The organism is Curtobacterium sp. MCSS17_015 (genome assembly GCF_003234265.2).
Classification (GTDB): Bacteria; Actinomycetota; Actinomycetes; order Actinomycetales; family Microbacteriaceae; genus Curtobacterium.
In genome coordinates, this window is sequence record NZ_CP126256.1 from 3,215,138 (window position 1) to 3,237,381 (window position 22,244).

At 72.5% G+C, this 22,244-nt stretch carries 21 protein-coding genes; 14 read left to right on the plus strand and 7 right to left on the minus strand.

Annotation, left to right across the window (positions count from 1 at the left end):
• Nucleotides 1–145: 145 nt before the first annotated feature.
• A complete protein-coding gene (locus tag DEJ18_RS15395) occupies nucleotides 146–787 on the minus strand; it encodes a DUF6197 family protein (protein WP_111209917.1) in 642 nt (213 codons plus the stop codon).
• A gap of 114 nt (nucleotides 788–901) precedes the next feature.
• Nucleotides 902–1,822, minus strand: a complete 921-nt coding sequence (locus DEJ18_RS15400; RefSeq protein ID WP_258376865.1) for an aminoglycoside phosphotransferase family protein — start codon at nucleotides 1,820–1,822, stop codon at nucleotides 902–904.
• Between the two features lie 52 nt (nucleotides 1,823–1,874).
• Between DEJ18_RS15400 and DEJ18_RS15405 the strand changes: the two genes are divergently transcribed.
• Nucleotides 1,875–2,306 carry a hypothetical protein gene (locus tag DEJ18_RS15405; RefSeq protein ID WP_146241506.1) on the plus strand — a complete coding sequence of 144 codons (432 nt, stop codon included), beginning with the start codon at nucleotides 1,875–1,877 and terminating at the stop codon, nucleotides 2,304–2,306.
• Nucleotides 2,307–2,352: 46 nt separating this feature from the next.
• On the opposite strand, the gene DEJ18_RS15410 is transcribed toward DEJ18_RS15405, so the two are convergent.
• Nucleotides 2,353–3,138 carry a ThuA domain-containing protein gene (locus DEJ18_RS15410; protein ID WP_111209915.1) on the minus strand — a complete coding sequence of 262 codons (786 nt, stop codon included), beginning with the start codon at nucleotides 3,136–3,138 and terminating at the stop codon, nucleotides 2,353–2,355.
• Nucleotides 3,135–4,298 (minus strand): Gfo/Idh/MocA family protein, encoded by a 1,164-nt coding sequence (locus tag DEJ18_RS15415; protein ID WP_111209914.1) that lies wholly within the window; start codon nucleotides 4,296–4,298, stop codon nucleotides 3,135–3,137. Before DEJ18_RS15415 ends, DEJ18_RS15410 begins: the two co-directional genes overlap by 4 nt.
• A 155-nt stretch (nucleotides 4,299–4,453) precedes the next feature.
• On the opposite strand from DEJ18_RS15415, the gene DEJ18_RS15420 reads away from it, so the two are divergent.
• Both DEJ18_RS15420 and DEJ18_RS15425 read left to right on the plus strand, forming a co-directional pair.
• Nucleotides 4,454–5,890 (plus strand): DUF4832 domain-containing protein, encoded by a 1,437-nt coding sequence (locus tag DEJ18_RS15420; protein ID WP_111209913.1) that lies wholly within the window; start codon nucleotides 4,454–4,456, stop codon nucleotides 5,888–5,890.
• Nucleotides 5,891–5,972: 82 nt separating this feature from the next.
• On the plus strand, nucleotides 5,973–6,431 hold the full coding sequence (locus DEJ18_RS15425; RefSeq protein WP_111210127.1) for a DUF3817 domain-containing protein: 459 nt from the start codon (nucleotides 5,973–5,975) through the stop codon (nucleotides 6,429–6,431).
• A gap of 120 nt (nucleotides 6,432–6,551) precedes the next feature.
• Here the strand turns inward: DEJ18_RS15425 and DEJ18_RS15430 are convergent, their stop codons facing one another.
• Together DEJ18_RS15430 and DEJ18_RS15435 are read right to left on the minus strand one after the other, a co-directional pair.
• Complete coding sequence (locus DEJ18_RS15430; protein WP_111209912.1) at nucleotides 6,552–8,762, minus strand: NADP-dependent isocitrate dehydrogenase; 2,211 nt, start codon at nucleotides 8,760–8,762, stop codon at nucleotides 6,552–6,554.
• A gap of 182 nt (nucleotides 8,763–8,944) precedes the next feature.
• Nucleotides 8,945–9,433 (minus strand): hypothetical protein, encoded by a 489-nt coding sequence (locus DEJ18_RS15435; protein WP_111209911.1) that lies wholly within the window; start codon nucleotides 9,431–9,433, stop codon nucleotides 8,945–8,947.
• A 518-nt stretch (nucleotides 9,434–9,951) separates the two neighbouring features.
• Here DEJ18_RS15435 and DEJ18_RS15440 point away from each other — a divergent pair.
• From DEJ18_RS15440 to DEJ18_RS15460, 5 genes are all read left to right on the plus strand, one after another.
• Nucleotides 9,952–10,605, plus strand: a complete 654-nt coding sequence (locus tag DEJ18_RS15440; protein WP_146241505.1) for a M23 family metallopeptidase — start codon at nucleotides 9,952–9,954, stop codon at nucleotides 10,603–10,605.
• Between the two features lie 147 nt (nucleotides 10,606–10,752).
• Nucleotides 10,753–12,036 (plus strand): hemolysin family protein, encoded by a 1,284-nt coding sequence (locus DEJ18_RS15445; RefSeq protein ID WP_111209909.1) that lies wholly within the window; start codon nucleotides 10,753–10,755, stop codon nucleotides 12,034–12,036.
• Between the two features lie 132 nt (nucleotides 12,037–12,168).
• A complete protein-coding gene (locus DEJ18_RS15450) occupies nucleotides 12,169–13,068 on the plus strand; it encodes a helix-turn-helix transcriptional regulator (RefSeq protein WP_111209908.1) in 900 nt (299 codons plus the stop codon).
• 52 nt (nucleotides 13,069–13,120) lie between these two features.
• On the plus strand, nucleotides 13,121–13,894 hold the full coding sequence (locus tag DEJ18_RS15455; protein ID WP_111209907.1) for a class I SAM-dependent methyltransferase: 774 nt from the start codon (nucleotides 13,121–13,123) through the stop codon (nucleotides 13,892–13,894).
• Nucleotides 13,895–14,103: 209 nt separating this feature from the next.
• Entirely contained in the window at nucleotides 14,104–14,583 is a 480-nt protein-coding gene (locus tag DEJ18_RS15460; RefSeq protein WP_111209906.1) for an FBP domain-containing protein, read from the plus strand.
• 93 nt (nucleotides 14,584–14,676) lie between these two features.
• On the opposite strand, the gene DEJ18_RS15465 is transcribed toward DEJ18_RS15460, so the two are convergent.
• A complete protein-coding gene (locus DEJ18_RS15465; protein ID WP_111209905.1) occupies nucleotides 14,677–15,663 on the minus strand; it encodes an aldo/keto reductase in 987 nt (328 codons plus the stop codon).
• Between the two features lie 218 nt (nucleotides 15,664–15,881).
• Here DEJ18_RS15465 and DEJ18_RS15470 point away from each other — a divergent pair, with 218 nt between their 5' ends.
• The 6 genes from DEJ18_RS15470 to DEJ18_RS15495 all read left to right on the plus strand — a co-directional run bounded on the left by DEJ18_RS15470 (nucleotide 15,882) and on the right by DEJ18_RS15495 (nucleotide 22,234).
• The gene (locus DEJ18_RS15470; RefSeq protein ID WP_111209904.1) at nucleotides 15,882–16,415 is read left to right on the plus strand and encodes an acyl-CoA thioesterase; all 534 of its coding nucleotides are present in this window, start codon (nucleotides 15,882–15,884) and stop codon (nucleotides 16,413–16,415) included.
• Nucleotides 16,416–16,431: 16 nt separating this feature from the next.
• Nucleotides 16,432–17,046, plus strand: coding sequence for a YdeI/OmpD-associated family protein (locus DEJ18_RS15475; RefSeq protein WP_111209903.1), 615 nt, complete (start codon nucleotides 16,432–16,434; stop codon nucleotides 17,044–17,046).
• A gap of 10 nt (nucleotides 17,047–17,056) precedes the next feature.
• Nucleotides 17,057–17,938 (plus strand): aldo/keto reductase, encoded by an 882-nt coding sequence (locus DEJ18_RS15480; RefSeq protein WP_111209902.1) that lies wholly within the window; start codon nucleotides 17,057–17,059, stop codon nucleotides 17,936–17,938.
• Between the two features lie 158 nt (nucleotides 17,939–18,096).
• A complete protein-coding gene (locus tag DEJ18_RS15485; RefSeq protein ID WP_111209901.1) occupies nucleotides 18,097–18,699 on the plus strand; it encodes a PadR family transcriptional regulator in 603 nt (200 codons plus the stop codon).
• The gene (locus DEJ18_RS15490; RefSeq protein ID WP_111209900.1) at nucleotides 18,696–19,427 is read left to right on the plus strand and encodes an ABC transporter ATP-binding protein; all 732 of its coding nucleotides are present in this window, start codon (nucleotides 18,696–18,698) and stop codon (nucleotides 19,425–19,427) included. The genes DEJ18_RS15485 and DEJ18_RS15490 overlap by 4 nt, the downstream gene beginning before the upstream one ends.
• Nucleotides 19,424–22,234 (plus strand): FtsX-like permease family protein, encoded by a 2,811-nt coding sequence (locus tag DEJ18_RS15495; protein ID WP_111209899.1) that lies wholly within the window; start codon nucleotides 19,424–19,426, stop codon nucleotides 22,232–22,234. Before DEJ18_RS15490 ends, DEJ18_RS15495 begins: the two co-directional genes overlap by 4 nt.
• Nucleotides 22,235–22,244 lie beyond the last annotated feature (10 nt).

The following is a 22,244-nucleotide window of genomic DNA, read 5'->3' on the forward strand; positions in this document are numbered from 1 at the left end:
GCTACGCAGGTCCCCGACGTCCGGCCGACTGCGGGACAACCGTTCCCGGGTGAACACCCATCGAACGTGCGATGAGAACCCCTGATGAGAGCAGAGCTGTACCGGGCACCCTGGGAGAACGGTAACGATCAGGAGGGATCGTCGGCTACAGGCCCGATCCGCGCCCCGTGACCTTCTCGCGCACGGCGCACATCCGCTCGACGACCCGGTCCGACTCCTGCACCGCGACCCGCTCGGCCGTGAGCAGCAACCCGGCGACCTGCTCCGCGGTCCGTCCACCGCTGTCGTTCCACCGGGTCAGGTCCCGCACGCGGGCCATCCGGACGTCGGGAGCGGGGCACCAGGTCACCGGGGACCCTTCGGACACGGCGAGCGCGTGCCAGACGAGGTCGAGGGAGCGCTGCACCGGCTGTGCGTGCACCGCGTGTGGACCACCGGCAGCGTCGACCACGGCGCCGACCAGGCACGCCCCGACGAGGGGCCGGCCGGTGACCTCGGTGGCGGCGGCGCTCGAGGCGGTCCGGGTCCGTCCGCGGTCGTCGAGGTAGGCGAACCAGGCGTGCTGGATCCACCCGCGCTCCACGACGGCTCGTGCGTCCGAGAGCACGCGCTGCAGGTCGGCGAGTTCGGCCTGGTCCGCCTCGAGACGCCGCAGGTGGGCTGCGGTGCGTCGTGCGGCGAGGTGGTCGAGCGCCCGCCGGACCCGGCTGCGCCGGTCGGGGACGGGACGACGGGAGGGAGCGGCGTCGGTGGCGACGTCGTGCTGGACGCGGAACTCGAGGGTCATGAGGGCCCCTCCCGATCTTCACGTGCACGGATGGTGTGGGGAGACGGTAACCCCGGGCTCCCGGTGGCGGTAGCCCCCGTCGTCCCGTCGTGCGCGAAGCGGAGGACCGCTCGCTCAGTCGTCGAGGGCCGCGTCGATCGCCCGGCGTGCCACCGCACGGGCGGACGGCTCGTCACCCACGGCGAGGGCCGAGGCGATCGAGACGGCCCAGCCGCGCGCCCGCCCCCAGGCGTGCGGGTCGAGGCTGCCGTCCTGCGCGGTGAGGCGACCCCGGAAGTCGGCCCGGGCCTCCCGGTCGAACGTCAACCAGGCGGTCGCGAGGTCGACGGCCGGGTCCCCCGCCGTCACGTCGCCGAAGTCGACGACGGCGGACAGCCGGTCGCCGGTCGGCCCCGTCTCGACGAGCAGGTTGAACGGGTGCAGGTCGCCGTGCACCCAGACGGGAGGCCCGGCGTACCCGGGCAGGTCCGCCGCCGTCCGCCACGCGGTCGCGAGCTCGCCGGCCCGCGGCACGGGGTGTGACGCGAGCCGGGTGGCGACCGCCTCGGTCCTGGTGTGCAGCGGCACCGCACGCACCGGGTTGACCGGGGCGTCCGCCGGCGCCGGCACGTGCAGGGCGGCCAGGAACGCTGCGAGGGTCTCGGCCACCGACGTCCCACCGGTCCTGCTGCCGATCGTCTCGCCCGGGAACCAGGGCACGACGCTCCACGACCAGGGGAAACCGAGGGCCGGCCGGCCGGTCCGGACAGGGACCGGGACGGGGGCGAGGTCACCGACGAGGCGGGCGACCTCGGGCAGCCAGCGCTGCTCGTGCAGGGCGAGGGCCGCCGCCGCGGCCCGCCGAGGGAGCCGGACGGCGAGGTCGACGTCGGGACCGGCACCCGGGCGGACCGCGGGGCCGATGCGGACGAGGACGTTGTCCCAGCCGCTCGCGACGACCGTGAGCGACCGGTCGGCGAGGTCCGGGTGCTGGTCGGCCAACAGAGCGCGGACGAGGGGGACGTCGACGTGGACCTCGGCTCCGGGGGTGGGCACGACGGCGATCGTAGCCGGGCGGTCGTCCGGGTTCGTGTCGTACCGTGCCGACATGCATGGATGGCAGGAGCCCAGGCGGTGGGCCAGGACCGGTCGGTGGCTGCTGGTGCCGATCGCCGTGCTCGACTGGTTCGCGCTCGTGCCGCAGCCGGTGTTCGTCGTGGCGTTCTCGATCGCCGTGGTCGGTCTGGTCGGGATGGGTGCGGCGCTCGTCGTCCACGCCCTCGGACGCCGACGGGGCACGATGGCGGCGCTCGGGGTCCTCATGCTCCTGGGCGGCCTGGCGATGTTCGGACTCGACCCGTTCCCGGGCTCCGTGCCGTTCCTCGAGCCGTGGTGGCCTGAGGTCCTCACCCAGCCACAGCACGTCGGCAGCGCCTACTGGCAGCTCGCGGCGCTCGGCGTCGTCCTGACCGGGTTCGGGCTGCTCGCCACACTGCTCGTGGCGGCCTTCACGGACAAGCCGGGGGCCCCAGCGCGCTGAGGCTCCCGGTGTGCTCCGGTCACGTCGCGGTGCGTGCTCGTCGAGGTCAGCCCTCGGGCAGGAACCAGTCCCTCGGGTGGGGGTCGGCGGTCAGCTGTCGGCGCGGGCCGGTGGGGGCCGCCCACTGCGCCGCGTTCGCGAGGACCCGCTGGATGTCGGGGTGGTGGTACACCGGGTACTCCTGGTCGCCCGGCGAGAAGTAGAACACCTTCCCGAGCCCGCGGCGGTAGGCGACGCCCGAGCGGAACACCTCGCCACCGGCGAACGTCGAGAGGAAGACCTCTTCGTCCGGGCGCGGGATGTCGAAGTGCTCGCCGTACATCTCCTGGCGGTCGATCACGATCGGGTGCGGGACCCCGGCGGCGATCGGGTGCTCGGGTGCGATGGTCCAGACCAGTTCGCGCTCCCCGTCGTTGCGCCACTTCAGCGAGCACGTCGTGCCCATCAGGCGCGTGAACGGCTTCGAGTAGTGGCCGGAGTGCAGCACCACGAGGCCCATGCCGGCGTGCACGTGTCGGACCACCCGGTCGACGACCTCGTCCGCGACCTGGTCGTGGGCGATGTGCCCCCACCAGAACAGGACGTCGGTGTCGGCCAGGCGCTCCTCGGTCAGGCCGTGTTCGGGCTCCTGCAGCGTGGCGGTCGTGACGGTGTGGGTCGACGCGTGCTGGCCGTGGGCCGGGTGCGTGCCGTCGGCACCGTCCGCGCCGGGGGCGAGTCGGGCCTCCAGTCCGGCGGCGACGACCGTGTGGATGCCGTCCGGGTAGTGCTCGCGGACGGTCTCGTCGCCGCGGGTCTCGTGGACGTTCTCGTTCCAGACGACGATGTTCACCGGACCACCTCGACCTCGTGTCCGGCCTGCGCCGACGCGTAGATGGCGTCGACCACGCGGCTCCGGTGCAGCGCGAACTCGCCGTGGTGCCCGTCGTGCAGCCCGGAGCGGATGGTCGCGAGGAACTCCTCGATCACGCGCTGGTGGTGGCCCGCGGGGACCTGGACACCCGGGCGGGTGACCGTCGGGACGCCCTGCTCGTCGGAGTACAGGGTGACGGTGCCCTCGGTGGCGTAGTCGCGGACGAACAGCCGCGCGCCACCGGTCGAGCCGAGCAGCTCGACCTCGATGTCCTCGACGTCCTTCGAGTAGCTGGCCCACGACGCCTGGAGGAGCAGGCTCGCGCCGTCCTCGAAGCGGAGCAGGGCGCTCGCGAAGTCCTCGACGTCGAACGGACGACCGGTGGCGGCGGACACCGGGTCGCGGTCGCTGCCGCCGCGCCCGGCGCGACCGAGCTCGTTGTACGTGACGGCGCTCGCCGTCACCACGCGCGGCTCGCCCATCAGGTGCAGGGCGATGTCGAGCACGTGCGAGCCGAGGTCGATGAGCGGACCGCCGCCGGCGGTCTCCTTGTTGACGAACCAGCTGCGGATGCCGGGGATGCCGGCTCGTCGCATCCAGCTCGCGCGGGCGTGGTAGACGTTCCCGATCGGGCCGGTGCCGAGCGCGGCCAGGGCACCGTCATCGGTGGTGTCGACGGCGTCACCCGCCGTCTGCCCGCGGCGCAGGTGCGTCGCGAGGAACTGCACGTCGGCGCGGCGGCGGTGGTTGTACGCGACCTCGAGCACACGGTCGTTGCGGACGGCCGCGTCGACCATCTCCTGCGCCTGCTCGCCGGTGGTGGCGAGGGGCTTCTCGCAGAACACGTGCTTGCCGGACTCGAGCGCGGCGACGGCGATCGGGTGGTGCAGGCTGTTCGGCACACCGATCGACACGATGTCCAGGTCGTCCCGGGCCACGAGGTCCTGCCAGTCGGCGTACGCGTTCGGGACACCACGGCTGGTCGCGAGTTCGCGGAGCCGTTCGGGTTCCTGTCCGGCGAGGGCGATCACCTCCACGCCGGGGAGTGCGGTGAAGGCGTCGAGATGGGTGGTCCCGGCGAAACCGAGGCCGACCACCCCCACGCGCAGCGTCTTCGATGCATCGGTCGTCTGCGACATGCGTCAACGCTACCCAGATTCCGATCGAATCGATACGACCACATCACTCTGGTCTTTTCTGACCGTTTGACCTACCTTCAGATCACATCCGCGCAGGACGGCGGCACCAGGGGGTGTCGACGAGCGTCCGCGCCGAGGGATCAGGGGCTCGTCCGATGCAGCACCGCACCATCACCACCGCCGCCCTCGCGGCCGTGATCGCACTCGCCGTACCGACCGGGGCCTGGGCCTCGTCGCCCGGTGGCCACCACGCACCACCGACCAGGACCACGGTGTCGTACACGGCGAGCGACGCGGTCATCCCGAACCCGTCACGCGGCTTCGACCACACCACCGAGACGCACTTCCGCGCCGACGGGACCGGGTACACCCCGCTCGACGCCGCGACGCTCCGGGGGTACCGCGGCGAGGGCGTCACCCAGATCGTCCGGGTGTTCTACATGGAGGCGTTCGTCGACCAGCGACGCCTCAGCCCGGCGTGGCTCCGGCTCGTGCAGCGGGACTACGACACCGCGCGGGCGGCCGGTGTCGGCGTGATCACCCGCTTCGCCTACGTCCAGGGCGGCGCCTGGCCGTACACGGCACCGTACGGCGACGCCGACCTGCCGACCGTGCTCGCCCACATCGAGCAGCTCACGCCGACCCTGCGCCGGAACGCCGAGGTGATCCCGACCCTGCAGGAGGGCTTCATCGGCCTCTGGGGTGAGGGCTACTACACCGACCACTTCGCCAGCGACCCGGCCAACCCGGGCGTGCTGACCGAGGCGGACAAGGAGGCCCGACGCCAGGTGGTCCAGGCGGAACTCGCCGCCCTGCCGAGCAGCCGCTCCATCCAGGTACGGACCATGCAGATGAAGCAGGACGCGCTCCGCACCACCTCGGGCACCGCCGGGGCGCTCACGCCGCAGCAGGCGCACGACGGATCTGCGGCGTCCCGGATCGGCCACCACAACGACTGCTTCCTCGCCTCGCCCGACGACTTCGGCACGTTCCTCAGCGACCCGCTGTCACTCGACCAGGACTACCTGGCCGCCGAGTCGCGGTACGTGCCGGTCGGCGGTGAGACCTGCGCCGTGAACACACCGCGGTCCGAGTACCCGTCCGCCTGGGCCGAGATGGCGAAGTACCACTACAGCTACCTCAACCTCGACTACAACAAGGACGTCCTGGCGTCGTGGGGGGACGCCGGCATGACGGACGCCGCGAAGAAGCTCGGCTACCGGTTCACCATGACGTCGAGCACCGTGACCTCGGGCAAACACGCATCGGTGTCGGTGTCCGTCCGCAACGACGGTTGGGCGGCGCCGTACAACCCCCGGCCGGTGCAGCTCGTGCTGACGAACGGGCACCGGCGCGTCACCGTCCCCGTCCGTGCGGACGCGTCGTCGTGGCAGCCCGGGACGACCGCCACGGTCACCGCTTCGCTCGCTCGGGTGCCGTCCGGCAGGTGGCACGTCGCACTCGCGCTGCCGGCCCCGGAGCGGTCGATCGCTGCCGACCCGGACTTCGCGATCCAGACCGCGAACGTCGGGACGTGGGATGCCCGCACCGGCGTGAACGACCTCGACCAGGTCGTCTCCGTCCGACGCTGACGCGACCGCACCACGCCCCGGGCCCCGTCACGGCCCGGGGCGTCATGCGGTCCCCCAGCGCCGGTCCGCCACGATGGTCGACATGACGCCTCGATCCCTGTTCCGCGGCCTCGCGATCGCCGAACTCGTGACCTGGACGATGCTCCTGGTGGGCATGCTGCTGAAGTACGGCCTGGACGCCGGTGACTGGCCGGTCCGCATCGGAGGCGGGGTGCACGGCTTCGTGTTCCTCGCCTACCTGGTCGTCACGACGGTCGTCGCGGTGAACCAGCGCTGGTCCTTCGGGGCCACGGCACTCGGTTGGCTCAGCTCGGTCGTGCCGTACACGACGCTGCCGTTCGAGGTCGGCGTCGCCCGCCGCGGGATGCTCGACGGCCCGTGGCGCCGTGGTCCGGCCGACGGGGATCGCCCTGGTCCGCTCGACCGCCTGCTCTTCGTCGTGGTGCGTCGCCCCGTGCTCGCCGCCGTCGTCGGGGTCGTGCTCGTCGCGGCCGTGTTCGGCGTGCTGCTCGTGCTCGGTCCGCCGGTCCCGTCGCGCTGACGGCCGGTGCCGTCGCGCTGACGGTCGGTGGTCGGACGGCTCGCGCGGAGCGGCCCGCACGGACGCAAGGCCCGGTGCCAGCTGGCACCGGGCCTTGCGGTCTGCGGTGGGGTCGTGCGCCTACAGGCTGGCGAGCGCCGCGTTCAGCGTCGACGAGGGACGCATGACCGCACTCGTCTTGGCGTCGTCGGGCCGGTAGTACCCGCCGATGTCCGCCGGGTGGCCCTGCACGCCGTTGAGTTCGTCGACGATGGTGCGCTCCTGCTCACCGAGCGTCGTCGCGAGGCCCTGGAAGGCCGTGGCGAGTTCGGTGTCCTCGGTCTGCGCGGCGAGCTCTTCGGCCCAGTACTTCGCCAGGTAGAAGTGGCTGCCGCGGTTGTCGATCGAGCCGAGCTTGCGTCCGGGCGACTTGTCCTCGTCGAGGAAGGTGCCCGTGGCGCGGTCGAGCGTGTCCGCGAGGACCTTCGCCCGGGCGTTCCCGGTAACGCCGGCCAGGTGCTCGAGGCTGACGGCGAGCGCCAGGAACTCCCCGAGGCTGTCCCAGCGCAGGTAGTTCTGCTGCACGAGCTGCTGCACGTGCTTGGGTGCGGAACCACCGGCACCGGTCTCGAACAGTCCACCGCCGCCGAGCAGCGGGACGACCGAGAGCATCTTGGCCGAGGTGCCGAGTTCCATGATCGGGAACAGGTCGGTCAGGTAGTCGCGGAGCACGTTGCCGGTGACGGAGATCGTGTCCTCGCCCCGACGGATGCGCTCGAGCGAGAAGCGCATGGCGTCCTCCGGCGACAGGATCTCGATCTGCAGGCCGTCGGTGTCGTGCTCCTGCAGGTAGGTGCGGACGAGGCCGATCAGGGCCGCGTCGTGGGCTCGGGTCTCGTCGAGCCAGAACACCGCGGGCGAGCCCGTGGCGCGGGCACGGCTGACGGCGAGCTTCACCCAGTCGCGGATCGCGACGTCCTTCGTCTGGCAGGCACGCCAGATGTCGCCCGGCTCGACGTCGTGCTCGAGCACGGTCGCACCGGCGGCGTTCGTCACGCGGACCACGCCGGCGCCGGGGAGCTCGAAGGTCTTGTCGTGGGAGCCGTACTCCTCCGCCTTGAGCGCCATCAGGCCGACGTTCGGCACCGACCCCATCGTGGCCGGGTCGAAGGCGCCGTTGGCCCGGCAGTCCTCGATGACGGCCTGGTAGATGCCGGCGTAGCTCGAGTCCGGGATGACCGCGACGGTGTCGTGTTCCTCGCCGTCCGGACCCCACATGTGGCCGGAGGTGCGGATCATCGCGGGCATCGAGGCGTCGACGATGACGTCGCTCGGGACGTGCAGGTTCGTGATCCCCTTGTCGGAGTCGACCATGGCCAGGTCCGGCCCGGCGTCGATGCCGTCCTGGAACGCCTTCTCGATGTCGGCCCCGTTCGGCAGCGCGTCGAGCCCGGCCAGGATCGAACCGAGTCCGTCGTTCGGGGTGAGCCCGGCCGCGGCCAGGTCGTCGCCGTAGCGCGCGAAGACGTCGGGGAAGAACGCCCGGATGACGTGCCCGAAGATGATCGGGTCGGAGACCTTCATCATCGTGGCCTTGAGGTGGACCGAGAACAGGACGTCCTCGTCCGCGGCGCGCTGGATCTGCTTGCGCAGGAACTCCTCGAGCGCGGCGACGTGCAGCACGGTTCCGTCGACGACCTCTCCGGCGAGCACCGGGATGGGCTGCCCGAGCGTCTGCTCGGTGCCGTCCTGCCCGACGAACGTGATCGTCAGGGTGTCCTCGGCCGGAGCGACCCAGGTCTTCTCGTTCGACCGGAAGTCGTCGACGCCCATGGTGACCACGTTCGTCTTCGAGTCCGAGCTCCACCGGCCCATGCGGTGCGGGTGCTTGCGGGCGTAGTTCTTCACCGAGAGCGGCGCACGGCGGTCCGAGTTGCCTTCGCGCAGCACCGGGTTGACGGCGCTGCCCTTGACGCGGTCGTAGCGGGCACGGACGTCGCGCTCGTCGTCGGACGTCGGCTCGTCCGGGTAGTCCGGCAGGTCGTAGCCCTGCGCCTGGAGCTCCGCGATGGCGACCTTGAGCTGCGGGATGGACGCCGAGATGTTCGGCAGCTTGATGATGTTGGCCTCTGGCGTGCCGGCGAGTTCGCCGAGCTCGGCCAGGGCGTCGTCCAGGCGCTGCTCGTCGGTGAGCCGCTCCGGGAACTGGGCGATGATCCGGCCCGAGAGCGAGATGTCGCGGGTCTCGACCTCGACCCCCGCGGTCTTCGCGAAGGACGCGATGACGGGCAGGAAGGAGTGGGTCGCGAGGAACGGGGCCTCGTCGGTGAGCGTGTAGATGATCTTGGCCATGCTGGCGGGTACTCCCTTGTTCGCGCGGTCCGTGCCCCCCACGCTACTCGCGGCGTGAGATGTCTCGACATCAAGATACCCGCCCGGTGGACGGAGGCCGAGAACCGGGCACCTGTGGACAGGAGGTCCCCGGCGAGACGCCCCGCGCCTCCAGGCCGAGCGGAGCCAGGAAGGTCAGCCCGTCAGACCGTCAGCCGGAACACCCGCAGCCCCGCGGTACGGAGCCCGGCGGTCCCGAGCCGGGTCCGGAGGTTGCGGAACGGCCGACGGAACCCGGAGACCGCGGTGGCGGCACCGAGCTGGTGCAGCACCTCGGCCGTGAGCGCCCGTTCGAGCTTCGGTGCCAGGCGGGTCACACCGGACACCGTGATGACGATGCGCACGGCACCGGGTCGGAGCAACGGAGCGATGAGCTCGGCCGCCTCCTGCGCGCGGTGGAACGCCGGGTCGTCGCCTCGACGACGGATCGCGATGACCGCGAGTTCGGCCACTCCGGGGCCGTCCAGGTCCGGCACGTCGTCGACCCCGACGACGTGCATCCGTGCAGCGTCCACGCCGGCCCGGACCGCAGCCGACCGGAGGACGGGGAGCAGGTCCTGGGTACCGGCGAGCACGACCTCCGCCGACCGCAGGTCGATGGGTTCGTGCCGCTCCCGCGGCGATCGGGCCATGAGGGGTCCTCTCCGTCGCTTCCCCTGACCCTACTGACGCACCAGGCGGGAGGGCCGGATCACCCGTTCCGGCCCGGTCGACTCCCAGCGGGGCCGGGTCGCTCCCCCGCGGGAGTCGACCGGAGGCGACGGCGGAGGCCCGACGAACTGGGGCTGTACAAGCGGACAGCTTCGTGCAGAATGGTCTGCGGCCATGACTCCCCCTGACGCAGACCACCCCAGCAGCACGCCCGTCGTGCACCTGACCCGTCGCGCTGCCCTCGCAGCCGAGCGGGCCGGACAGGCTGGGCGGACGAAGGGTCCCGGGCGTGCAGCAGCAGCGGCGGCCCCGGTCGTGGCACCGGGAGCAGCTGTGGCGGCACCGGCCACCACGACCCCGGTGGACCGCGGCGCTGAGCCCGTCCGCAGCGTGGACGACCGTGCCGGAGCGTCGCGCGTCGCCGCTCCCCGGGTGCCGGAGCGGCACCCGGACACCCGCGTCCGCAGGGTCCCGCGCCGCCCGCGCCAGCCGCCTCACGGTGACGAGTGCCGTCGCCGCGCTCGTCATGTTCGGTGCCTCCGCCATGCCCGCGCACGCCGGCACGGGGACCGCCGCCGCCACGTCGACCCTCGCGCCCGCGGTCACCACCCAGGACTTCGCCGTCACGCAGGTCGCGCTGTCCAGCACGAGCCGTGACGGCTTCACGGTCGGTGGCGGCGTCGCCGCGGCCGACGCCACCGCGGGCGACACGGTGACGTACGGCGGCGCGGTCCGCTCGCCGTTCCCGGGCCCGGTCCGGATGAGCTCCGGCTTCGGGTACCGGTCGGCCCCCTGCGCCGCCTGCTCGTCGCTGCACCAGGGCCTCGACTTCAACCCGGGCATGGGTGCCCCGATCGGTGCCGTGGCCGCTGGCACCGTGCGGGTCTCGGGCGTGTACTTCTCGTACGGCGAGACCGTCATCATCGACCACGTCGTCGACGGGCGGAAGGTCTCGACCCTGTACGGGCACATGATCCCGGGCTCCTCCCCACTGCGGGTCGGCGACCGCGTCGAGCCCGGGCAGTTCGTCGGCAGCGTCGGGTCCTCCGGGGTCTCGACCGGCGCGCACCTGCACCTCGAGGTCCTCATGGACGGCACGCTCCCGGTCGACCCGGCTGCGTGGATCGCCGCCCACACCGGCCGCGCCCTCTAGCTGCCCGTCCCGACCGGACAGCTGCGGCACAGCAGTCCCGCGGCGTCGTCCCAGCGTCCCTGTGCAGGATCACAGGATGGACGATCACCACAGACCGCCCGCCCACCCCACGACCCCGCCGGTGTCCCGCTCCGTGCAGCCCCGCTGATGGGTGCCGACACCTGGATCGCCTTCGGACTCGTCGTCCTCTTCGTGCTCGTCGGTGGTGTCTTCGCCGCCGCCGAGATCGCCCTCGTCTCGCTCCGTGAGTCCCAGCTGCAGCAGCTCGAACACCGTGGACCGCGAGGAGCCCGGGTCGCCGCGCTCGGCCGAGACCCGAACCGGTTCCTCTCCGCCGTGCAGATCGGCGTCACCGTCGCCGGGTTCTTCTCGGCCGCGTACGGTGCCGCCTCGATCGCACCCGACGTCGCTCCGCTGTTCACGACACTCGGTCTCGAGCAGGGCGCCGCCGAGGCCGTCGCCCTCGTCGCGATGACCCTCGTCATCGCCTACCTCTCGCTCGTGTTCGGCGAGCTCGTCCCGAAGCGCCTGGCCCTCCAGCGCGCCGAGGGGTTCTCGATGCTCGTCGCACCGACGCTCGACCGCTTCGCCGTCGCCATGCGGCCGGTCATCTGGGTGCTGTCGACCTCGACGAACGCGGTCGTCCGACTGCTCGGCGGGGACCCGGACGCCCGCAGCGAGTCGATGAGCACCGAGGAGCTCCGCGGCCTCGTCACCGACCACGACGCGATCGACGCGCAGGGCCGACGGATCGCCCGCAGTGCCCTCGACGCCGGAGACCGCATCCTCCGCGAGTCGATGCGGCCGTGGTTCGACGTCGACGTCCTCGACGCCGACCTGCCGCTCGCCCGCGCGACCGACCAGGCGATCGACCGCGGTCACACGCGGTACCTCGTCACCGCAGGGTCACGGGACGACGTCCTCGGCTTCGTGCACCTCCGGGACCTCCTCCGGCCGACCGACCCGAGCGCAGCCGTCGCGACCGTGGTGCGTCCGGTGTCGGCCATGCCCGAGACGAAGTCCCTCACCGGGGCGATCGCGGACATGCGTGCCGACGGACACCAGATCGCCCTCGTCGTCGACGAGTACGGCGGCAGCGCCGGAATGGTCACGCTCGAGGCGCTGCTCGAGGACCTCGTCGGGACCATCCACGACGAGTACGACGACCGCACCCCGGCCCTGCACGACGAGGTCGACGGAGCGCTCGTCCTCGAGGACCTCGCCGCCGACGGCGGCCCCGTCCTGTCCGACGGCGACTACGAGACGGTCGGCGGGCTGGTGCAGGTCGCGCTCGACCGGGTCCCGAGCGTCGGCGACGTCGTCGAGGTCGGCGAGGTCCGGCTCGAGGTGACCGCCATGGCGGGTCACCGCGTCGCCCGCGTCCGGATCAGCGCGGTGCCGACGGCAGCAGCAGCCGACGCCGCCGAGTGAGCCGTCCCGGACGGGAGGCTCGGCACCGGACCGGTGTCCGGCCTCCCGTCCGGAAGGACCACGTCACACGCCGCCGTGACCGGCCCTGGCGGTACCTGTCCTGGTACCGGCTCCGCCACGTAGCCTGACGTCATGGGTATCGACGTCCGCAACGAGATCCGCGACTTCCTCTCCAGCCGACGAGCGCGCCTGACGCCGGACCAGGCCGGCATGCCGTCCTTCGGCGGCGGCACCCGACGTGTGCCGGGGCTCCGCCGGCACGAGGTCGCGATGCTCGCCGGCGTCAGCGTCGACTACTACACACGGCTCGAGCGCGGCACCCTGAAGGGCGTCTCGGAAGGGGTGCTCGACGGCCTCGCGACCGCCCTGCAGCTCGACGAGGCCGAGCGCGCGCACCTGGCGGACCTCGCACGCCTCGCGAACGCCGGGGTCAAGACCACCCACCGCGCGGTGCCGACCTCGGTCCGTCCCGCGGTGCAGCGCCTCCTCGACGCGATCACCGGGGCACCGGCCTGGATCCGCAACGAACGGCTCGACATCGTCGCGACGAACACCCTGGGGCGCGCGCTCTACGCACCCGTCTTCGCCGGTGCCGGACGACCGGTGAACACCGCCCGGTTCGCGTTCCTCGACCCGGCCGCGCGCGACTTCTTCCCCCGCTGGGAGCAGACCGCCCGGGACGCCGTCGCGGTGCTGCGGACGACGGCGGCCTCGAACCCGTGCGAACCCGGCCTCATGACCCTGGTGGGCGAGCTGTCGGTGAAGAGCGAGGAGTTCCGCACCTGGTGGGCCGAGCACGACGTGCACGTGCACCGCTCCGGCCGGAAGCACCTGCACCACCCGATCGTCGGCGACCTCGAGCTGTCGTTCGAGGCACTCGACCTCGTCGCGGACCCCGGGCTCACGGTGTTCACCTACGGCGCCGACCCCGGGTCGGAGTCCGAGCGGTCCCTGTCGCTGCTCGGCACGTGGGCGGCCACCGAGCTGGCCGAGCAGCGGGCGGCGACACGGTCGGCCGAGTCGGTCGACTGAAGCGACGCCCGCAGGCGGCCCCGGCGCGGGTCCTCCGCCGTAGGCTGACGACGTGACGAGGACTGCGGACGGATCAGCCGGGGACGCCGACTACGGCACCATCGGCGACGGGTACACCCGGTACCGCCGACCGGAACCGGCCTTCGAGCGGGAGATCCGGGCAGCACTGGGGCAGGCTCGTACCGTCCTCAACGTCGGTGCGGGTGCCGGGTCCTACGAGCCCCGCGACCGGGAGGTCACCGCCGTCGAGCCCTCCGCCGCGATGCGCACCCAACGACCCGCCGACCTGCCGGACGCCCTCGACGCCGCCGCCGAGGACCTGCCCTTCGCCGACGACACCTTCGACGCCGCCATGTCGACGTTCTCGGTGCACCAGTGGTCCGACCTCGAACGCGGCCTCACCGAGGTGCGGCGCGTCACCCGCGGCCCCGTCGTCCTGCTGACCTGTGACCCCGCTCGTGTCGAGGACCACTGGCTGACGGACTACGCGCCCGAGGTCATGGCCACCGAGGCCCGCCGCTACCCGTCGCTCGACCGCATCGCCGGGGCGCTCGGCGGCGAGGTCAGCACGACCCGGCTCCCGATCCCGTTCACCTGCGTCGACGGGTTCTCGGAGGCGTACTACGGCCGACCGGAACGCCTGCTCGACCCGGGCGCCCGCAAGGCGAACTCGGCGTGGGCCTTCGTCGACGAGATGACCGCGGCACGATCGGTCAACGCGCTCCGCACCGCGATCGAGGACGGCTCGTGGGACGCCCGGTACGGACGGCTCCGGGTGCAGCCGTCCTACGAGGGCGCGCTGGTGCTCGTCGTCGCCCGGCCGTAGGGTGAGACGGTGAGCAACCGTTCCGAGGAGGTCGTCGGCGCCTGCGCCGGCATCAGGGCCTGACGCCCCTGCCGTGTCGTCGACACGGCACCATCGTCGACCCCTCCAGAACAACCGCACCCCTCCGACGGTGCTCGCCGTGCACGGGACGCTCCCCGCGTCCGTGCCGTCACCGAGCCGTGTCCGGGTGCCAGAACGACAGGCTCACCATGCTCCCGCTCACCATCGAGGCCCTCCGCGCCTCCTTCGTCAACGCCTCCCGGCGCGAACTCGCCGACATGACCGTCCCCGACCTCGACGCCGTCGCGTGGGACGACCTGACGTACTTCGGCTGGCGCGACCCGAAGACCGCTCGCCGCGCCGCCGCGGTCATCCCGACGCTGGAGGGCGGCCTGGTCGGCATCCTCTTCCGGCAGGCCGAGGCCTCGCCGAGGTCCCGCGCCCAGTGCTCGTGGTGCCAGGACGTGAAACTGCCGAACGACGTCGTCTTCTACGCCGCGAAGCGCTCGGGGTCGTCCGGCCGGAAGGGCAACACGGTTGGCACCCTGGTCTGCCAGGACTTCCAGTGTTCGCGGAACGTCCGGCGGACGCCGCCGCCGGCGTACGAGGGCTACGACGTCGAGGCCGCGCGCCTGCGGCGGATGGAGGACCTGCAGGTGCGCGTGGCGACCTTCGCGGCCGAGGTCTGACGCCGACGCGCGGCACGCAGAAGACACCGTGGGCGGCGCCGCGCAACGCGATCGCGTTGCGCGGTGCCGCCCACGGTGCGTGGTGCGGGAGGGTCAGCGGCCGATGCTCGACATGTCGGGGTAGCGGTCTCCGGTCGGCAGCGGCAGCGCCGACAGGCGCTCGACCTGGTCGGCCGAGAGCGTGACGTCGGCCGCGCCGACGTTCTCCTCGAGCCGGGTGACACGCTTCGTGCCCGGGATCGGGACGATGTCGTCGCCCTGTGCGAGCAGCCAGGCGAGCGCGACCTGGGCGGGGGTGCCGCCGACCTCGTCCGCGATGCCCTTCACGGCGTCGACGATCCGCATGTTCGCGGCGAAGGCCTCCTCCTGGAAGCGCGGGTTCGCCGACCGGAAGTCGTCCTCGCCGAGGTCGGACGGCTTCGTGATCGCGCCGGTGAGGAACCCCCGACCGAGCGGCGAGTACGGCACGAGGCCGATCCCGAGCTCGCGCACCGTGTCGAGGACGTCACCCTCGGGGTCGCGGGTCCACAGCGAGTACTCGCTCTGCAGTGCCGTGATCGGGTGCACGGCGTGGGCCTTGCGGATCGTCGCGGCGGAGGCCTCGGACAGTCCGATGTGGCGGATCTTGCCCTCCTGCACGAAGCCGGCGAGCTGCCCGATGACGTCCTCGATCGGGACGGCCGGGTCGACGCGGTGCTGGTAGTACAGGTCGATGTGGTCGGTGCCGAGACGGCGGAGCGACCCCTCGAGGGCGACCCGCACGGACTCCGGCGCACTGGAGATCGACCGCGTCTGCGTCGGCGTCTGCTCGTCGGCCTCGTGGTGGTACAGGCCGAACTTCGTGGCGATGACGACGTCGTCGCGGCGGCCCTTGAGGGCTTCCGCGAGGAGTTCCTCGTTCGTGTAGGGGCCGTACGCCTCGGCGGTGTCGAAGAGCGTGACACCGAGGTCGATGGCGCGGTGGATGGTCCGGATCGACTCGGCGTCGTCGGAGCCGGCGCCGGAGTAGAAGGCGCTCATGCCCATGGTGCCGAGTCCGATCGCGCCGACCTGGAGATCGGCGAGCGTGCGTGTCTGCATGCGTGGTCCTTTCGTGAGGTCCGTTGTCTGCAGGTCCGGTGTACTCGCACGCGCCGTCGGGCAGGGAGGCCCTGGCCGTGCCCGTCTCGTCGGGAATGCCCGCGCGACCGTCGTGTTCCGTCCCGTTCCGACGAACCGGCAGACCGAGGACGGCCGCCGTCGGTGTGGTTCCTCCAACCACGTGGCGCCGACGTCGCCGCCGTGGTCGGATCGGCTGCGTGAACCTGACCTTCCGGCTCCTGCTGTTGACCCTGCGCGTCCGGCTCTCACCGCGACGGTTGTCCCTGTGGGACGAGTCGCGGACCCCGTTCCGCGTGACGCTCACCGACCTGGACCCACTGCGGCACGTCAACAACGGCAAGTACCTGTCGCTGCTCGACCTCGGACGGCTCGACCTCATGCTGCGGTCCGGCTTCTGGCAGGTCGTCGGTGCACGAGGGTGGTACCCGGTCGTGGCCGCGCAGACGATCACCTACAAGCGGTCGCTGACGCTCGGCCAGCGCTTCGAACTGCGCTCGCGGGTGCTCGGGGTGGACGAGCGGGCCGTGTACATGGAGCAGACCTTCGTCCGCCGGGGTGACGTCGTGGCCCGGGCCGTGGTGCAGGCCCGGTTCCTCCGCCGGACGGGAGGCACGGTCCAGCCCGACGAACTGCTCGCCGCCGCCGGTGGCGCACCCCGTGACCTGACCCTGCCCGACCGGGTGCGGGCGTGGGCGGACGCCGTGCGGGTCACCGGCGCCGGGCGGGCCTGAGTCCTACGATCGGGGCATGGAGATCGAGCCGTTCGTCGTCGCCGACGTCACCGCCTGGCGCGCCTGGCTCGACGGCCACGAGGACCTGTCCGACGGGGTCTGGCTCGTCCTCGCGAAGAAGGGCACGACCAGTCCGACGAGCCTGACCTACGTGCAGGCCCTGGACGAGGCGCTCTGCTCCGGGTGGATCGACGGGCAGAAGCGCGGGTTCGACGAGGACACGTTCCTCCAGCGGTTCACGCCGCGGCGGCGGGCATCGCTGTGGTCGCAGCGGAACGTCGGACTCGTCACCGCACTGATCGAGGCCGGGCGGATGCGCCCCAGGGGCCGTGCGGAGATCGACCGGGCAAAGGCCGACGGCCGGTGGGACCGTGCGTACGCGGGTGCGGCGACCGCCGAGGTCCCGGACGACCTGCGGGCAGCGCTCGACGCCACACCGGCCGCCGCCGGACTGTTCGCGGAGCTCGACGCGACGAACCGCTACGCCGTGGTGCACCGGGTGGTCACCGCGCCGAGCCCGGGAGCGCGGGCGAACCGCGTGACCAAACTCGTCGGGATGCTGGAGCGCGGGGAGACGCCGTACCCCCGTCCCCGGGTGGACCCTCAGGACGGCCGAGCAGCCGGGGCGTAGACCGGGAGACATGACCACTGGCACTGACACCACGAACCGTCCGGCCGCATCGTCCGGCACCTTCCGCATCGGCGGGGACCTCGAGGTCAACCGCCTCGGCTACGGCACCATGCAGCTCACCGGCCCCGGCGTGTGGGGACCGCCGAAGGACCACGACGAGGCGATCCGCGTCCTGAAGCGCGCCGTCGAGCTCGGCGTGAACTTCTTCGACACCGCCGACTCGTACGGCCCCTACGTCGCCGAGGAGCTCCTCAAGGAGGCGCTGCACCCCTACGGGGACGACGTCGTCATCGCGACCAAGGCCGGCCTGACCCGCACCGGCCCGAACGAGTGGCCGCCGGTCGGCCGCCCCGAGTACCTGCGCCAGGAGGCCGAGATGAGCCTCCGCCGCCTCGGCCTCGAGCGCATCGACCTGTTCCAGCTGCACCGCATCGACCCGAAGGTCCCGCTCGAGGAACAGATCGGCGAGCTGAAGAAGCTGCAGGACGAGGGCAAGATCCGCCACATCGGGCTGTCCGAGGTCTCCGTCGACGACGTGAAGGCCGCGCAGGAGATCGCCACGATCGTCTCCGTGCAGAACCTCTACAACCTGACCGACCGGTCCGCCGAGGAGCTCCTCGACTGGTCGGAGGAGCAGGGCATCGGGTTCATCCCGTGGTTCCCGCTCGCGACCGGTGGCCTGACCGGCGAGGACTCGCCGCTGACGGAGCTGGCGAAGTCGAAGGACGCCACCCCGGCGCAGGTCGCCCTGGCCTGGCTGCTCAAGCGCTCCCCCGTGATGCTGCCGATCCCGGGGACGTCGAGCGTCGACCACCTCGAGGACAACCTCCAGGGCGCGACGATCGAGTTGAGCGACGAGGAGTTCCAGGAGCTGTCGAAGCTGCACAGCTGACGCACCGACGACACGACGGGAGGCCCGTGGCGGGATCGCCACGGGCCTCCCGTCCGTCGTCAGGATGACATCGGACTGGTCCGCTTGCCTCCGCATACCGGGTATGTGCATACTCGGTATGCCCGAGGGGAAGTGCTCCGGCGGGTCGAGGGGACACGATGAGCGTTCGCATGGGCGTACTCGCACTGCTGGTGGCCGAGCCGGGCTACGGCTACCAGCTCCGGGGGGAGTTCGAGCACCGGACCGGGGGCAGCTGGCCACTGAACATCGGCCAGGTCTACACGACGCTCGACCGACTGGAGCGCGACGGCCTCGTGGCCCGCGGGGACGCCGACGACGACGGACACGTCGTCTACACGGCGACCGACGCGGGCCGCGAGGAAGTCGACCGCTGGTTCAGCGAACCGGTGCCGTCGAAGCGCGGGCGCGACGAACTCGCTATCAAGTTCGCCATCGCGGTCACCGTGCCGGGCGTGGACGTGCAGCGCCTCGTGCAGGTCCAGCGGACGTCCGCGGTCCGGGCACTGCAGGACCTGACACGACTCAAGCGCACCACGGACCCGTCGACCGAGCTGGCGTGGTCGCTCGTGCTCGAGTCGATGGTGTTCCAGGCCGAGTCCGAGGTCCGCTGGCTCGACCACGTGGAGTCGAGCGTGGCGCGGTACCAGCCGGCACCCCGTGCAACGGTGGACCAGCCCGACGACGAGGACGCGTACGGCAGCGAGCCCACCGGCCGTCGCACCGGCGAGGCCGTCCGATGACCTCGACCCCGCTGCTCGAACTCGACGCGGTCGCCGTGCAGTACGGCACCGGCGCGCAGGCCGTGACCGCCCTGGCCGGTGTCGACCTGACGATCCGCCCGGGCGAGATGGTCGCCGTGATGGGGACCTCCGGATCGGGCAAGTCGACCCTGCTGTCGGTGTCGGGCACGCTCCTGCCGCCGACGAGCGGTGAGGTCCGCATCGACGGCGAGTGGGTGTCGGACCGTCCGGCCCGGGAACTCGCGGCCCTGCGCCGACGGGTGCTCGGCTTCGTCTTCCAGGACTTCAACCTCATCCCCTCGCTGACCGCGGTCGAGAACGTGGCACTCCCGCTCGAACTCGACGGCTGGCGCACCGGCCGTGCCCGGAAGGCGGCGGAGCTCGCACTGGAGAGCGTCGAGCTCGGACACCGCCTCGACGCCTGGCCGGACGACCTCTCCGGCGGGCAGCGGCAGCGCGTCGCGATCGCCCGCGGCGTCGTCGGTGACCGGAAGCTCGTCCTCGCCGACGAGCCGACCGGAGCCCTCGACTCGCAGACCGGCGAGGTCGTGTTGCGCATGCTCCGCCGACACGTCGACTCCGGGGCCGGCGCGCTGCTCGTCACCCACGACGCCCGGCACGCGGCCTGGGCGGACCGGATCGTGTTCCTCCGCGACGGCCGCATCGTCGACGAGACCGCCTACGCCGGCGTGGAGCTGGCCCTGTCGGACGCGCAGGACCGGTCGTGAGCGAGCGGCCCCGTCGGGACACACACCGTCCGACGATCCGCAGCCGCTCCCCGTTCGCCGTCCGGCCCGCGCTCCTGCTGGCCCGGCGTCTCGCGTTCGCCCGGACCGGTCGCGCGGTGCTCGTCGCATCGCTCATCGGGCTGCCGATCGCCGGGCTCGCGGCGGGCAGCGTGCTCATCGCGTCGACGACACAGAGCACCGAGGAACGTCTGAACGTCGAGCTCGGGCGGTCCGCCGCACTGCTCGAGTCGAACGGCCCCGACCTGATCGGGATGCGGCAGGACCCCGTCGACCGCTACACCGCCGAGACGCGGCGCGGCAGTCCGCTCCAGCGGTACCAGGACGACCCCACCAGCACCGAGGCCGACGCCCCGGCCCCGCCGACAGCGGACCTGCTCGCCTCGGTCCCGGCGGGAGCCGCGTCCATCCCGGTGCGGGAGGGCTCCGCGGTCGTCGCCGGGCCGCAGGTCCCCGTGACCGTCACCGCGGTCGAGGGACAGACCTGGGCCGGCGCCCTCCAGGGGCACTGGGACCGGATCGACGGCGCCGTCCCGCGCGACGCGGACGAGGTGCTCGTGTCACCGGCCACACTCGACCGCCTGCACGTCGCCGTCGGCGAGCCGCTCGAGCTCAAGGACCCGGTGCAGCGGCAGGTCACGATCGTCGGTACCCTCCGCGACCTCGGCCAGCCGTCGTCCACCCTCGCCGTGTTCGGCCCGTGGGGGTCCCTCGGTCTCAGCGACGACGACGCCACCCAGGTGTTCCTCCCCGACCGCAGCGTCACCTGGCCCGAGATCCAGCGGTACAACGACCACGGCATCGTGGTCGAGTCGCGGGCCGTCGTGCTCGACCCGCCCTTCGCGAGCCGGAGCACCGGTGGTGGGTACGACCCGATCGTCAGTTACGGGTACGTCGGCCTCGCCGGGGCGTTCGCCCTGTTCGAGGTCGGCTTGCTCGCCGCGGCGGCGTTCCTGGTGAGCTCCCGCGCGGACACCCGGTCACACGCGGTGCTGGCGAGCGTCGGCGGCGACCGGCGCTTCCTCTTCGCGGTCGTGTCGTCCTCCGGTCTCGTGCTCGGGGCCGTCGGCGCGGTGTGCGGCACCGTGCTCGGCATCGGCGGCGGTGTCGCGGCCTTCCACCTGCTCGACTCGGGCGACCGTGCTCGGTACCCCGGGGTGCACCTGCCGTGGCTCGTGCTGCTCGCCGTCGTGGCGCTCGGGGTCCTGGCCGGATGGGCGGCCTCGCTCGTCGCCGCCAGGAGCGCGAGCCGCGTCGACGTCGACAGCGCCCTCCGTGGTGCGACCCGTCCCGCGCCCGTGTCCCGTCGTCGCCGGGCCGCGGCCGCCGGACCCGTGCTCACCGGACTCGGCATCCTGATGACGATGGCCTGCGGCGTCGGCGTGCTGATGCTCAACGACCGGCCGGTGCAGGACGACCACCTCGCGCTCGTGGTCGGCGTCGGTGTCGCGGTCGGCCCCTGCCTGGCGCAGCTCGGCATCGTCCTCGCGGCCCGTCGGCTGCTCGCCGGGGTCGCCCGGATCGGGGAGCGGCTCGGTCTGCCCGCCCGGATCGCCGTCCGCGACGCCGTCCGCAACCCGGTCCGGACGGTCCCCGTGCTCGCGAGCGTGATGAGCGTCGTGTTCGTCTCGACCGTCGTGCTGACCTTCGCGGCCGCTGGACAGGCGCAGACCGAAGCACAGTACGAGTTCTCCACCGCGAAGGGCGTGGGCACCGCGTCGGTCACCGGCGAGGGGGTGGATGCCGCCCTCACCGCTCGGGCGCTCCGGGTCGTGCGCCAGGTCCTGCCCGACGCCGACGTCCGGCTGCTCGGCGAGGGCGTCGAGACCGGCTCCGACGACGTCCCGGTGACCCTGCCCGTCGACGAGCACCGGCCGGATTGCTCCCGCAGCAGCACCGGATCGTGCGACGACTGGCTGGCATCGCCGGACGCCTCGAGCCCGCACGTCCTCACCGGTGACGTCGACGACCTCGCCGTGCTCCTCGGTCACCGGCCGTCCCGGGCCGCACGCGCTGCGCTCGAGCGCGGTGACGCCGTCTCGATGCGGCCCGAGTACGTGCGGGACGGCGTCGCCCGGCTCGACACCCGTCCGCTCTCGCAGTTCACGGCGTACGGCGAGCAACCGTCGGCGCCGCCGGTCAGGTCGACGACCCTGCCGGCCGTGGTCGAGCACACCGACCAGCCCCTCCACCTCGGGCTGTTCCTCACCCCGCAGGGCGCCGAGCGGCACGGGGTCGCGACCGAGCGCTCCTTCCTGGTCGGGTCCTTCCCGGGCGGCCTGCCCGACGAGCAGGCGGACGCGCTCGCGGCGACCTGGCAGACGGCGGCAGGAGCGGACGCCGACCTCTGGTACCCGTGGTTCTCGGTGGAGACCGGACCCGAGGACCCGTTCCGTCCGATCGCCGTCGTCGTCACGCTCCTGGCCGGGATCGTCACGCTCGGCGCCACCACGGTGGCGATCGGGCTGGCCCGGGCCGACGGGCGGCGTGACGACGAGGTCCTCGACGCGGTGGGCGCCTCCCCCGGTGTCCGGCGCCTGGTCTCGACCTGGCAGGCGGCGGTGCTCACCCTGGTCGGCTCGCTGGTCGGTGTCGTGCTCGGGACGCTACCGCTGCGCGCCCTGACGCTTCGGTTCACGCCGACTCCGGACGGCGTCGTCCACATGCCGTTCGCCCTGGACCCGGTGTCGCTCGCGGTGCTCGGACTCGGGCTGCCGGTCCTCGTGACCGCGGGGGTCTGGGCGGTTGCCGGACGGCGACGCCGGGTGGCGGTCCGCCGGACCGCGTGACGGACGGGAG

What these genes read in the sequence shown, in the direction of transcription:
- DEJ18_RS15395 (WP_111209917.1), bottom strand. Translation starts at nt 787, where the DNA reads ATGACCCTCGAGTTCCGCGTCCAGCACGACGTCGCCACCGACGCCGCT.
- DEJ18_RS15405 (WP_146241506.1), top strand. Translation starts at nt 1,875, where the DNA reads ATGCATGGATGGCAGGAGCCCAGGCGGTGGGCCAGGACCGGTCGGTGG.
- DEJ18_RS15415 (WP_111209914.1), bottom strand. Translation starts at nt 4,298, where the DNA reads ATGTCGCAGACGACCGATGCATCGAAGACGCTGCGCGTGGGGGTGGTC.
- DEJ18_RS15420 (WP_111209913.1), top strand. Translation starts at nt 4,454, where the DNA reads ATGCAGCACCGCACCATCACCACCGCCGCCCTCGCGGCCGTGATCGCA.
- DEJ18_RS15425 (WP_111210127.1), top strand. Translation starts at nt 5,973, where the DNA reads ATGACGCCTCGATCCCTGTTCCGCGGCCTCGCGATCGCCGAACTCGTG.
- DEJ18_RS15430 (WP_111209912.1), bottom strand. Translation starts at nt 8,762, where the DNA reads ATGGCCAAGATCATCTACACGCTCACCGACGAGGCCCCGTTCCTCGCG.
- DEJ18_RS15435 (WP_111209911.1), bottom strand. Translation starts at nt 9,433, where the DNA reads ATGGCCCGATCGCCGCGGGAGCGGCACGAACCCATCGACCTGCGGTCG.
- DEJ18_RS15445 (WP_111209909.1), top strand. Translation starts at nt 10,753, where the DNA reads ATGGGTGCCGACACCTGGATCGCCTTCGGACTCGTCGTCCTCTTCGTG.
- DEJ18_RS15450 (WP_111209908.1), top strand. Translation starts at nt 12,169, where the DNA reads ATGGGTATCGACGTCCGCAACGAGATCCGCGACTTCCTCTCCAGCCGA.
- DEJ18_RS15460 (WP_111209906.1), top strand. Translation starts at nt 14,104, where the DNA reads ATGCTCCCGCTCACCATCGAGGCCCTCCGCGCCTCCTTCGTCAACGCC.
- DEJ18_RS15465 (WP_111209905.1), bottom strand. Translation starts at nt 15,663, where the DNA reads ATGCAGACACGCACGCTCGCCGATCTCCAGGTCGGCGCGATCGGACTC.
- DEJ18_RS15475 (WP_111209903.1), top strand. Translation starts at nt 16,432, where the DNA reads ATGGAGATCGAGCCGTTCGTCGTCGCCGACGTCACCGCCTGGCGCGCC.
- DEJ18_RS15480 (WP_111209902.1), top strand. Translation starts at nt 17,057, where the DNA reads ATGACCACTGGCACTGACACCACGAACCGTCCGGCCGCATCGTCCGGC.
- DEJ18_RS15485 (WP_111209901.1), top strand. Translation starts at nt 18,097, where the DNA reads ATGAGCGTTCGCATGGGCGTACTCGCACTGCTGGTGGCCGAGCCGGGC.
- DEJ18_RS15490 (WP_111209900.1), top strand. Translation starts at nt 18,696, where the DNA reads ATGACCTCGACCCCGCTGCTCGAACTCGACGCGGTCGCCGTGCAGTAC.